The organism is Pseudomonas sp. LBUM1653 (genome assembly GCF_059716115.1).
This window is the reverse complement of record NZ_CP166803.1, coordinates 1408230-1420846: the sequence shown is the minus strand read 5'-3', so window position 1 is coordinate 1420846 and position 12617 is coordinate 1408230. Positions and strand designations below refer to the sequence as shown.

10 protein-coding genes and 1 pseudogene are annotated in these 12617 nt (G+C 61.4%); 9 read left to right on the top strand and 2 right to left on the bottom strand.

Annotation, left to right across the window (positions count from 1 at the left end; genetic code table 11):
* Positions 1-27 precede the first annotated feature (27 nt).
* Together ACA054_RS06395 and edd are read right to left on the bottom strand one after the other, a co-directional pair.
* Positions 28-978: a glucokinase gene (locus ACA054_RS06395; RefSeq protein ID WP_497688650.1), complete on the bottom strand. Its 951-nt coding sequence runs from the start codon at positions 976-978 to the stop codon at positions 28-30.
* The gene (gene edd / locus ACA054_RS06390; protein ID WP_020797044.1) at positions 975-2801 is read right to left on the bottom strand and encodes a phosphogluconate dehydratase; all 1827 of its coding nucleotides are present in this window, start codon (positions 2799-2801) and stop codon (positions 975-977) included. The genes ACA054_RS06395 and edd overlap by 4 nt, the downstream gene beginning before the upstream one ends.
* Positions 2802-3021: 220 nt before the next feature.
* Between edd and gap the strand changes: the two genes are divergently transcribed.
* The 9 genes and pseudogenes from gap (at position 3022) to ACA054_RS06345 (ending at position 12605) form a co-directional block, all read left to right on the top strand.
* On the top strand, positions 3022-4023 hold the full coding sequence (gap, locus tag ACA054_RS06385) for a type I glyceraldehyde-3-phosphate dehydrogenase (RefSeq protein ID WP_497688649.1): 1002 nt from the start codon (positions 3022-3024) through the stop codon (positions 4021-4023).
* A 155-nt stretch (positions 4024-4178) separates the two neighbouring features.
* Positions 4179-4643 carry a methylglyoxal synthase gene (locus ACA054_RS06380; protein ID WP_497688648.1) on the top strand — a complete coding sequence of 155 codons (465 nt, stop codon included), beginning with the start codon at positions 4179-4181 and terminating at the stop codon, positions 4641-4643.
* Between the two features lie 77 nt (positions 4644-4720).
* Complete coding sequence (locus tag ACA054_RS06375) at positions 4721-5281, top strand: RNA polymerase sigma factor (RefSeq protein ID WP_497688647.1); 561 nt, start codon at positions 4721-4723, stop codon at positions 5279-5281.
* Between the two features lie 65 nt (positions 5282-5346).
* The gene (locus tag ACA054_RS06370) at positions 5347-6312 is read left to right on the top strand and encodes a FecR family protein (RefSeq protein ID WP_497688646.1); all 966 of its coding nucleotides are present in this window, start codon (positions 5347-5349) and stop codon (positions 6310-6312) included.
* Between the two features lie 124 nt (positions 6313-6436).
* Entirely contained in the window at positions 6437-9001 is a 2565-nt protein-coding gene (locus ACA054_RS06365; RefSeq protein ID WP_497688645.1) for a TonB-dependent receptor, read from the top strand.
* Positions 9002-9116: 115 nt separating this feature from the next.
* Positions 9117-9719 carry a biliverdin-producing heme oxygenase gene (locus tag ACA054_RS06360; protein WP_497688644.1) on the top strand — a complete coding sequence of 201 codons (603 nt, stop codon included), beginning with the start codon at positions 9117-9119 and terminating at the stop codon, positions 9717-9719.
* A 156-nt stretch (positions 9720-9875) separates the two neighbouring features.
* Positions 9876-10277 carry a YbaN family protein gene (locus tag ACA054_RS06355; RefSeq protein ID WP_497688643.1) on the top strand — a complete coding sequence of 134 codons (402 nt, stop codon included), beginning with the start codon at positions 9876-9878 and terminating at the stop codon, positions 10275-10277.
* A 123-nt stretch (positions 10278-10400) separates the two neighbouring features.
* Positions 10401-11747: pseudogene (locus tag ACA054_RS06350) on the top strand (methyl-accepting chemotaxis protein); the annotation flags it as partial.
* A 102-nt stretch (positions 11748-11849) separates the two neighbouring features.
* Entirely contained in the window at positions 11850-12605 is a 756-nt protein-coding gene (locus ACA054_RS06345; RefSeq protein WP_497639870.1) for a methyl-accepting chemotaxis protein, read from the top strand.
* The last annotated feature ends 12 nt before the right edge of the window (positions 12606-12617 follow it).

The window sequence follows — 12617 nt, the reverse complement described above, 5'->3', positions numbered from 1 at the left end:
CCTGCTCGCGAATGGGGCGACTCGGTGTCAGGTCTGCTCCAGCGCTACCCCCGCACCAACCAACCCGGAATACGGCGCCGTCACCAGCCACACCGGGATCCCCTTGAAGTAATCGCTCATGCAACCCTTGTCGGCAAAGCACCTGGCGAAACCACTTTCGAGGAAGAAATCGGCGAAGCGCGGAATCACCCCGCCAACGATGTACACACCACCGCGCGCACCGGTGGTCAGCACGTTGTTGCCAGCCACGCGACCAAGCCAGCAACAGAACTGTTCAAGCACTTCCAGGGCAATCGGGTCGCCCGCCAACCCGGCAGCCGTAATCGCCTCCGGGGTTTCCAGCACTGGCTCATGACCGTCCACAGCACAAATCGCCCGATAGACTCGGGGCAAGCCGCCGCCGCTCAACGCCGTCTCGGCGCTGACATGCCCGATCTCGTTGAAGATGTGCTGCCACAGTTGAGTCTCGCGCGGACTGCTCAGCGGCAGATCGACGTGACCGCCCTCCCCCGGCAGCGCGGCAAAACGCCCCTCACCGAGATCAAGCAAAGTGCCGACACCCAAACCAGTGCCCGGGCCAATCACCACCGCCGGGCGCAACGGCTCCGGCGTGCCTTCGCACACCACGCGGAATTCGCCCGGCTGCAAACGGGTCATGCCCAGGGCCATGGCCGAGAAGTCGTTGACCAGCAACAACTGCTCCACCTGCAAGGTCTCGCAAAATCCCTTGCGGCTCAGGCGCCAGTGATTGTTGGTGAACTTGAATTCGTCGCCACTCACGGGGCCTGCCACCGACAGGCACACCGAGCCGATCGAACCCGGCGCCAAACCCAGCCCGCTCAGGTAGAGGCTGATTGCCTCTTCCGGGCTGGCGTGGTCGGCCGTCGCCAGCACCTGGACCGATTCCAGCTGCTGGTTTTTCCACAACGCGAACCGTGCGTTGGTGCCACCGATGTCACCGACCAAAGCCAGTTTCAATTAAGCGTCTCCAGGGCAGAAGTGAAGGCGCTGGCCCCCTGCTCTGCCGAGCTGAAGGCCATGCGCATGAAACCAAACAGTTCGCGACCGGTGCCGATGTTGTTGCCCAACAGGCCCTTGGCCGGCGTGCGCGCTGCGAATTCTTCGGCGTCCACCTTAAGCTCCAGGGTGCCTTTGACGCCATCGACGCGGATGATATCGCCCTCTTGCACCCGCGCCAAAGGTCCGCCCACGTAAGCTTCAGGGCTGACGTGGATGGCCGCCGGGATTTTCCCCGACGCACCGGACATGCGCCCATCGGTGACCAGTGCAACCTTGAAGCCGCGATCCTGCAGCACGCCGAGGAACGGTGTCATCTTGTGCAGTTCCGGCATGCCATTGGAACGCGGGCCCTGGAAGCGCATCACCGCGACAAAATCCTTCTCCAGCAAACCGGCCTTGAACGCATCGGCCAGGTCCTGCTGATCCTGGAACACCATGGCCGGCGCTTCGACGATCTGGTTTTCCAATGCCACGGCCGAAACCTTCATCACGCCGCGACCGAGGTTGCCTTCCATCACACGCAAACCGCCCTCTGGCGAGAACGCCCGGGCGACCGGACGCAGGATGCTTTCGTCGAGACTTTCGGTGATGCCTTCGCGCCAGACCAGTTCGCCGTTATCGAGGAACGGCTCCATGGTGTAGCGGCGCAGCCCGTGGCCCAGCACGGTGTTGACGTTTTCGTGGAGCAAGCCGGCATCCAGCAGTTCGCGGATCAGGAACGACATGCCGCCCGCGGCCTGGAAGTGGTTGATGTCGGCTTTGCCGTTCGGGTAGACGTGGCTCAGGGTCGGCACCACCTCGGAGAGGTCGGCCATGTCCTGCCAGGTCAGCTGGATACCTGCCGCCATGGCGATCGCCGGCATGTGCAAGGTGTGGTTGGTCGAGCCGCCGGTGGCGTGCAGGGCGACGATGGAGTTGACCAACGAACGCTCATCGACGATTTCGCCGATCGGCAGGTAGTCGCCGTTCTGTTTGGTAATACGCGTTACCTGATGCGCCGCTTCGCGAGTCAGGGCGTCACGCAACGGCGTGTTCGGGTTGACGAAGGAAGCGCCCGGCAAATGCAGGCCCATGACTTCCATCAGCAACTGGTTGGTGTTGGCGGTGCCGTAGAAGGTGCAGGTGCCGGGGCTGTGATAGGAGTTCATTTCCGACTCCAGCAGCTCTTCGCGACTGGCCTTGCCTTCGGCGTAGCGCTGGCGCACGTCGGCTTTCTGCTTGTTGGAAATACCCGACACCATCGGCCCGCCCGGCACGAAGATCATCGGCAGATGACCGAAGCGCAGCGCGCCCATCATCAGGCCCGGGACGATCTTGTCGCAGATGCCGAGCATGAGCGCGCCGTCAAACATGTTGTGGGACAACGCCACGGCGGTGGACAGCGCGATCACTTCGCGGCTCGGCAGGCTCAGCTCCATGCCCGGCTCGCCCTGGGTCACGCCATCGCACATGGCCGGGGTGCCGCCGGCGAACTGGCCGACGGAGCCGATTTCGCGCAGGGCTTTTTTGATCAGCTCAGGAAAGACTTCGTACGGCTGGTGCGCCGAGAGCATGTCGTTATATGACGAAACAATTGCGATGTTGGCGGAGTTCATCATCCGCAGGCTGTTCTTGTCGTCGCTGCCGCAACCGGCCACGCCGTGGGCGAAGTTGGCGCATTGCAGCTTGCCGCGCATCGGGCCGTCGCTGGCGGCATCGCGAATCAGTGCAAGGTAAGCCTCACGCGTGGCGCGACTGCGGGCGATAAGCCGTTCGGTGACCTCAAGGACGCGGGGATGCATGTGTAGAACTCCAGGCTAACGGATGTGGCGACCTGATTGTCTATGCTGATCAAAAGCCGGTGTCGATGGGATGACAGACGGTTTTCTTGATCGGTTGGACCAGTTGATTCAGGTCACTCGTTGTAGATTGAACAAAATATTGCCATTAAAAAGGCTTGTTTTCTATTTTTTTGCGAATAATCTTGTAATTCCAACAACAAAACGACGGCGGCGCTGATAAATGACTCTACGAATCGCAATCAATGGTTTTGGCCGTATTGGTCGTAACGTCCTCCGAGCACTCTATACCCAAGGCTATCGCCAGGATTTGCAGATCGTCGCCATCAACGACCTGGGTGACAGCGCAATCAATGCGCACTTGCTCAAGTACGACACGGTTCACGGCACGTTCGAAGCCGATGTCCAGCATGATCAGGAGAGCCTGACCGTTAACGGCGACCGCATTTCGGTCAGCGCCATCCGCAATCCGGCCGACCTGCCCTGGGCCGCAGAAAAGATTGATGTGGTGTTCGAATGCACCGGTCTGTTCACCGACCGCGCCAAAGCCGCCGCACATATTACGGCCGGTGCACGCAAAGTGATCATCTCGGCCCCGGCCACAGGCGCCGACGCCACCGTGGTGTACGGGGTCAACCACGACATTCTGCGCCAGTCGCACCAGATTATTTCAAACGCCTCGTGCACCACCAACTGCCTGGCCCCGGTGGCCCAGGTGTTGCACCGCGAACTGGGCATCGAAAGCGGCCTGATGACCACCATCCATGCCTACACCAATGACCAGAACCTGACCGACGTCTACCACAGCGACCCGTACCGCGCCCGTTCGGCCACCCAGAACATGATCCCGAGCAAGACCGGGGCTGCCGAAGCGGTCGGCCTGGTGCTGCCGGAACTGGCGGGCAAACTGACTGGCATGGCGGTGCGCGTGCCGGTGATCAACGTCTCCCTGGTCGACCTGACCGTGCAGCTTAAGCGCGAAGCATCGAAGGAAGAAGTCAACGAACTGCTCAAGCAAGCCGCCCAGCACTCGAAAATCCTCGGCTACAACACCTTGCCGCTGGTCTCCAGCGACTTCAACCACAACCCGCTGTCGTCGATCTTCGACGCCAACCACACCAAGTCCAGCGGCAAGCTGCTCAAGGTGCTGGCCTGGTACGACAACGAATGGGGCTTCTCCAACCGCATGCTCGATAACTGCCTGGCGCTGTGCAACGCGGAATAATTCTGCACGTCACACCCGATTCCGTAGGAGCCAGGCTTGCCGGCGAAAAACGATAACGCGGTATTACAGACACACCGCAGCGTCTGGTTCGCGGGCAAGCCTCGCTCCTACAAAGTGATGGCGTCATCGAGATCGTTTTCGCCTTTGGAGCACCCATGATCGGTATCAGCTTTACCCAAAAGACCATCGCGGCGCGCAAGCGCATCGCCCTGGTCGCCCATGACCACTGCAAAGTGTTTCTGCTGGAATGGGCCGAGCGGCACAAAGACCAACTGGCTCAGCATGAACTGGTCGCCACCGGCACCACCGGATTGTTGTTGCAACAACGCCTGGACCTGCCCGTGGAGAGCATGATCAGTGGCCCGTTGGGCGGTGACCAGCAGCTCGGCGCGCGAATCGCCGAGCAACGGGTCGACATGCTGGTGTTCTTCTGGGACCCGTTCGAACCACAGCCACACGACCCCGACATCAAGGCATTGCTACGGGTCGCAGCGGTCTGGAACATCCCGGTGGCGTGCAACGAATGCAGTGCCGACTACCTGCTCAGCAGCCCGCTGATGGATCAGGCGCACGGGCATCGGATTCCGGATTACGCAATGTATTTGCAGGGTCGGGCATAAACCTTCACAAATCAATACTTGACCCCTCGAGCGGATGATAAGCATTATCATTAGCTCGAAATGGATCAGGTCCTCCCGTGAGTCAATCGCGCTTCAACGACGTCTTCATCACCCAGCGAATCTCTCTGCTGCGTACGCTGGAGCGGATGGTCAACAATCACAGCACCGCCGAAGACCTCTTGCAGGAGACCTACCTGCGCGTGACTCGTGCGCTCAGCGAGCGGGCCATCGATCACCTGGAACCCTTTGTTTTCCAGACCGCCCGCAACCTGGCGCTGGACCATTTGCGTGCGCGGCGCATCCACTCGCGAACCATGGTCGACGATGTGCCACTGGAGGTTGTGGAAAGCGTCGCCGCCCCCGCCAGCAGCGCCGAGGACGCCGCCCATGCCGAACAACTGCTCGAGCGTTTGAATGTGCGCCTCAGTCAACTCAGCGCCCGCCAGCAGCAGATTTTCATCCTCAGCCGCCTGCACGGCCACAGCTATCTGGAGATCGCCGAGAAACTCGGCGTCTCGCTCAGTACGGTGCAGAAGGAGCTGAAGCTGATCATGACCATCTGCATCGGCGTCGCAGAGAGGCAGCTGCAAGCTTCAAGCTACAAGCCACAAGCGAAAAACGGCGAGCCGAACGCCTAACCGTACTTGCAGCTTGTAGCTTGTAGCTTGAAACTGCTCCTCAACAGACACGCCGAGGAAACACCGTGACGGACACCCACCGCTCCCCTTCGCCCTCACCGGCGCAGGTCACTGCCGAGGCGATGGACCAGGCCCTGGACTGGTTGATCGTGCTGGACAGCCCGAGCGAAGAACAGACCCGCCAATTCCACCAATGGCTCGCAGCCGACCCGGCGCACGCCGAGGCGTTCGCCAAGGCCCAGGCGATCTGGAACGGTGTGCAAGTCGCGCAATGCGCGCAAAGCCTGGCGGCGCGGCCAGCAAAAGTCACCGTGCTGTCGCGCCTGCGCCCGCACTGGAAGCCGTTGGCCACAGCCGCCGTGCTGATCCTCGGATTGTTCAGCTTCAGCAATCTGCCGATGCGCCTGCAGGCCGATCACCTGACCGTGGTCGGGGAACGCCAGCGCCTGCAACTGGAGGACGGCTCGAAAGTCCTGCTCAACACCAATTCGGCATTTTCCAGCACCATCAACGATCAGAAGCGCGTGGCCCGCCTGTATAAGGGCGAGGCGTTTTTCGAAGTCCAGCCTCATCGCGGTCTGCCGCTGGAGATCGACGCGGGTCTGGTCACGGCGAGTGTCCGAGATACGGCATTTGCCGTGCGTTATCTCGACGGCGTGACACAGGTTAGGGTGCAGCGTGGGGATGTCGATTTGCGCGCCACCCGCGATGATGCGCAGGTGCGTCTGACAGCCGGGGAAAGTATCCGCATCGGCCCTAACGGTTTCGACCGCCCGGCCAAACTGGATGCCGCCACCGATCTGGCTTGGGTGCAGGGTCGGCTGGTGTTCGAAAACTGCCCGCTGAACCAGGTGCTGGCGGAGCTTCGTCGCTACTATCCGGGCTGGATCATCAACAACAACGAGCAGTTGGCGAATGTCGCCGTGACCGGAAATTACCGTCTCGATCAGCCGCTGGACGTGGTCCGCTCGCTGGCTCACATCACCTCGGCACAGCTCAAGGAATACCCTGCGCTGGTCATCCTGAACTAAATGAGAATTATTTTTACTCGATAGCCAAAGCTCGTACGTCTCGTTATAGCCAATGCAATTGATTCGCATCTCTATGAATGCCAATCAGCACCTATAAAGATTCGTGCGACACGGAGCGCTATCGATGTCCTCTCGCCTTACCCGCCCAGCCACTTCACCTTCCCGCGTACTGTCGCTGCTGACCGCCGCCATCCTGATGGCCGGTGCTGCGCCGGTCATGGCCGCCACGGCCTCCGAGCAGCCGGCGCGCAAAATGGGCGATTACGCGTTCACCATTGCGCCACAGTCACTGGTGTCGGCACTCAATGCGTTTACCGCCGTGACCGGCTGGCAGGTCGGCTTCTCGGCCGAACTGGCGCAAGGCATGGACTCACCGGGCGTGCGCGGATCGCTGCCGCCGGAAAAAGCCCTTGAGCGCCTGTTGGTGGGGACCAACCTGAGCTATCGCATCCTGAGCACCAACAACATTATTCTCGAGCCGCGCAATTATGCCGGCACGCTCAACCTGCAACAGGTGACTATCAGCGCCACGCGCCAGGAACAGGACGTGAGCAGCGTGCCCAGCACCGTCACCGTCCACACCCGCGAAGAGCTCGACCACAACAACGTCAACAGCATCAAGGATCTGGTGCGCTACGAACCGGGCGTGTCGGTAGGCGGCACCGGAACCCGCGCGGGCCTTTCCGGCTACAACATTCGCGGCATCGACGGTGACCGCGTGTTGACCCAGGTCGACGGTGTCCAGGTCCCCGACGGCTTTTTCAATGGTCCGTACGCTCAGACCAACCGCAACTATGTCGACCCGGAAATCGTCAAGCGCGTGGAAATCCTGCGCGGTCCGGCTTCGGTGCTGTATGGCAGCAGCGCCATTGGTGGCGCGGTCAGCTACTACACGCTGGACCCGGACGACATCATCAAGCCAGGCCAGGACGTCGGTGCACGCCTCAAGACCGGCTACAGCTCGGCCGATGACAGCTGGCTCACCTCCGGCACCGTGGCCGGGCGCACCGGCGACTTCGACGGTCTGTTGCACCTCAGCCAGCGCAACGGCCATGAAACGGAGTCCTACGGCGAGACTGGTGGAACCGGCCTGGACCGCACTGAAGCCAACCCCGAGGACGTGCGCACCACCAACGTACTGGCCAAGTTGGGCTGGAACTACGCCGACGATGCGCGCTTTGGCTTGACTTACGAGCACTACAAAGACGATCGCGACACCAATCAGCTGAGCGCCGTGGGTGGCCCGTTCAACGCAGGAAGCGGCTTCGGCTTCTACCAATCGCGCACCGGCAACGACACCATCACCCGCGAGCGCTTCGGCCTGGATCACCGCTTCGCGCTGGACAGCCTCCTGGCTGACAGCATCAAGTGGACGTTGAATTACCAGATCGCCAAGACCGACCAGCGCACCGAAGAAATCTACGCGCCGGCGCGCACGGTGCTGCGTCACCGCGATACCACCTACAAGGACCGCCAATGGGTATTCGATGCCCAGGCTGACAAGGCGTTTGCCATTGCCGACACGGACCATGTCGTCACTTACGGCACCACCATCAAGCAGGACAAAGTCACCGGCCTGCGTACCGGTAGCGGCACCTGCCTGACCGTAGCCGGTGCTTGCCGCGTCATCGGCGCTGCGAGCGCTGCCGACACCTTGACCCCGGCCAGCGACTTTCCGGACCCGACCATCAACACCTACAGCCTGTTCGCCCAGGACCAGATCGCCTGGAACGACTGGACCTTCATGCCCGGCCTGCGCTACGACTACACCCAGCTCAAGCCACACCTGACCGATGAGTTCCTGGCGACGGCCGACCAGAGCGGTAACGGCGAGGTCAACGAGGACACCAAGACCTGGCATCGTCTGTCGCCGAAATTCGGCACCACCTACCGCTTCAACGACAACTACACCTGGTATGGCCAGTACGCTGAAGGTTTCCGTACGCCGAGTGCCAAAGCCCTTTATGGACGCTTCGAAAACCTGTCTGGCGGCTATCAGGTCGCGCCCAATCCCGACCTCGAACCGGAAAAGAGCAAGAGTTATGAAACCGGCCTGCGCGGGCAGTTCGAGGCCGGCACTTTCGATGTCGCGGTGTTCTACAACAAATATCGCGACTTCATCGACGAGAACGCCATTACCCCCGGTTACACCGAGACCACCTTCCAGAGCAACAACATCAAGCACGCCACCATCAAGGGCCTGGAGCTCAAGGGACGCTTGAACCTGGATACCTTCGGCGCGCCAAGTGGCCTCTACACCCAGGGCTCGGTGGCTTACCTGTATGGTCGCAACGATGACAGCGGCGAGCCGCTCAACAGCATTAACCCGCTGACCGGTGTATTCGGCCTGGGCTATGACCAGGATAAATACGGCGCGCTGCTGAGCTGGACCCTGGTCAAACGCAAGACCCGGGTCGACAGCACCAGCTTCAACACCCCTGACGGCACCAGCACCCAGTTCAAGACACCGGGTTACGGCGTGCTCGATCTGGCGGGCTTCTACAAGGTGACCGACGACCTGACCGTCAACGCCGGCCTGTACAACCTGACCGACAAGAAGTACTGGCAGTGGGATGACGTACGCGGCTACGACACCGTCGGCGAAGCCTCGGTCACACAGCCAGCCAACCTCGATCGCCTGACTCAGCCTGGACGCAACTTCGCGATCAATCTGGTCTGGGACATCTGAACCCGTGCACCTCACCGCGCGGCGCTGTAACAGCCGCTCGGTGAGGATTTTTTACTGTCATGCACCTGCTCATTCGTCTCGTTACCAAGCGCCTCTTCTTTCCCAAGGATTTGCCATGATCACCCAGGACACCGCTCAACGCCCCACCCTGCGTTCGCAACGCTTGAACCAGGTCACCAACGAGCCGCACAGCAAGCTCGATGCACTGGTCAAAGCCCATGCACCCTTTGCAACCCAGGCCAGTTTCGCCCGCTTCGTGGTGGCGCAATACCTGTTCCAGTCGGAACTGGTGGCGCTGTACAACGACGCCGAACTGACGGCCATCGTTCCGGACCTGCCAGCCCGTTGCCGTGCCGATGCGGCCAAGGCGGACCTGGCAGACCTCGACACCGAAGTGCCGGCGCCGGTTGCCGGTGCGTTGCAGAACCCGACCAAGGCCCAGGCCCTGGGCTGGATCTTCGTCTCCGAAGGCTCGAAGCTGGGTGCGGCGTTTCTGATCAAGCGTGCCGTGGGCCTTGGCCTGAGCGAAACCTTCGGTGCCCGCCACCTTGGCGAACCGGCCGGTGGCCGCGCTGAAGGCTGGAAGCGCTTCGTCAAGACTCTGGACGGGCTCGAGCTCAGTACGCAGGAAGAAGCCGAGCTGGACAAAGGCGCCATCGATGCCTTCAACCGCTTTACGGTATTGCTGGAGCAGGCTTACGCCCCAGAACTCGCCTGAAGAAACACCATCCCCTGTGGGAGCGAGCCTGCTCGCGAAGAGGACGGCACCTCCGGCATTTATGTCGACTGGCACACCGCATTCGCGAGCAGGCTCGCTCCCACAATGGACCGAGCAAGTCTGTAAGATCCCGACCGCCTCACGCCCCCTGAGCCCATGCCAGCCTCCTCCAAAATCGCCCGCCTCCTCTTCGGCCTGCTGGCCTACGTCAGCCTCGCAATCGGCCTGGTCGCCATCGTCATACCCGGCCTGCCGACCACCGAATTCATCCTGCTGGCCGCCTGGGCTGCCACCCGAAGCTCGCCGCGCTTGAGTGCCTGGCTGGAAAACCATCGGCTGTTCGGCCCCATTCTCAGTAACTGGCGCAACGGCAAAATCATCGCGCGCCGGGCCAAGGTCAGCGCCACCGTCAGCATGCTGCTATGCGCCACGTTGATGCTGGTAATGCTCGATCACGGCTGGCCGATCTACCTGGCGATGGCCGGCATGGGCCTGGGCAATCTGTGGATCTGGTCGCGACCGGAATCACTGGCGCAACCCCGGTCAACCTCGCCGTGATATTCCCCGTTTTCAGTCCCCTTTTCGGCACATTTTTCCGCGCAAACGTTCAACCATGACCGTTCGTCGGCAGCCCCCTCATGCAATCTGTGCCCCAAGCCGATGTGCATTGAATGGCGCTGAATGGATTTGGCGAGTCGAGCCGCAAAGGCTCACAGCCAACCCTTCATCCATTCGCGAGCTCGCCCTATGTTCGACTCACTGTCCATCCGCCTGAAAATCGTCCTGCTGTCCGGTCTGTGCCTGCTTGGCGTGGTCGCATCGATAGTAGGCATGAACCTCTACCAGACCAATCAGAACGATGAACTGGTCAGCGCTTCCAGCAGCAGAATGCTCACCGACAGTGTGCAGAACCTGCTCCAGGCCAAAGCTGCCGAGCAAGCGGTGCGGGTGCAGAAGACGTTCGGTGAAACCCTGACGGTGGTGACCGCCCTGGCGGACCAGATCAAGGACATGCGCGACATGGCCGCCAAGCGTTCGCTTGAGCCCGGTGCCCTGCGCGAAGAGTTGAACCAGAGCCTGAAAACCGCCTTCGAACGCAACGGCAAAGTGCTGGGCATCTGGCTGGCTTTCGAACCCAACGGCCTGGACGGCAGAGACAGCGAGTTCGTTAGTGACGCCGCCCGCCAGTCCAACGAGATCGGCCGCTTCGCGACCTATTGGAGCCGTGCCGGGGGGGAAGCGCTGAACACGATCATGGTCGAAGAGGACATGACCAAAACCACCCTGAACCTCAGCGGCACGCCCTACAACGTCTGGTACACCTGCCCTCGGGACAGCAAGCGCACCTGCCTGCTCGACCCTTATGCCGATACCGTTGGCGGCAAGGAAGTGTTGATGACCACCATTTCCGTGCCGTTGCTGGTGGATGGCAAGTCCATCGGCGTGGTCGGTATCGACATCGCCCTCGACGCGCTGCAAGCGGCGGCGGTCGACTCCCAGCGTGAGTTGTTCAACAACGCCGGCCACATGCTTATCGTTTCCGGCACCGGGGTGATGGCGGCATACAGTGTCGACCCGGCGAAAGTGGGCAAGAGCATCGGTGACACCCTGGGTGCGGACGGCAAGGACATCCTGCAATTGCTCGCCAGCGGTGCGCCGAAGATTCTCGAACAGGGCGACCTGATTCGGGCGGTGTACCCGGTCAGTCCGATTGCCGACGCCAAGGCGTGGGCCGTGGTGATCGACCTGCCCAAGCAAGTGCTGCTAGCCGATTCGGTAAAGCTGCAAGCGGTACTCGACGACGCCCAGCAGAGCGGCACGATCAAAGCGGTGGGCGTGGCGATTATTGCCGGGCTGATCGGTCTGCTGCTGATCTGGCTCACAGCCACGGGCATCACCCGGCCGATCGACAGCGTGGCCCAAATGCTCAAGGCGATTGCCAGTGGCGACGGCGACCTGACCCAGCGCCTGCACTACAGCAAGAATGATGAACTGGGCGAACTGGTCAGCTGGTTCAACCGTTTCCTCGACAAGCTGCAGCCGACCATCGCGCAGATCAAGCAGAGCATTACCGATGCGCGCGGCACCGCCGACCAGTCTTCGGAAATCGCCCGCCAGACCAGCGAAGGCATGCAGGTGCAATTTCGCGAAATCGACCAGGTCGCCACCGCGTCCAATGAAATGAGCGCCACCGCCCACGATGTCGCCAACAGCGCGTCGAACGCCGCCAGCGCGGCCAAGGGTGCCGACCAGTCGGCCCGCGATGGCATGCAGATCATCGAGCGCAGCACACGCGACATCAATCAACTGGCCGACGAAGTCAGCAAGGCCGTGACTGAAGTCGAGGCATTGGCGGTCAACAGCGAGCAGATCGGTTCGGTATTGGAAGTCATCCGCAGCATTGCCGAACAGACCAACTTGCTGGCGCTCAACGCGGCGATTGAAGCCGCCCGTGCCGGCGAGAGCGGTCGCGGTTTTGCGGTGGTCGCCGACGAAGTGCGCAACCTGGCCAAACGCACCCAGGACTCGGTGGAAGAAATTCGCCTGGTGATCGAACGCATCCAGAGCGGCACCCGCGGCGTGGTCGCCACCATGCACTCGAGCCAGACCCAGGCCCACAGCAACGCCGGGCAGATCCAGCAAGCGGTCCAGGCCTTGAGCAAAATCAGTGACGCGGTCACGGTAATCAGCGACATGAACCTGCAGATCGCCAGCGCCGCCGAACAGCAAAGCGCGGTCGCCGAAGAGGTTAACCGCAACGTTTCGGCAATCCGTACCGTCACCGAAACCCTGACCGGACAAGCCACCGAATCGGCGCAGATCAGCAGCCAGCTCAATGCCCTGACCACCCAGCAGATGAAATTGATGGATCAATTCCGGGTATGACCGTTTTTTGAT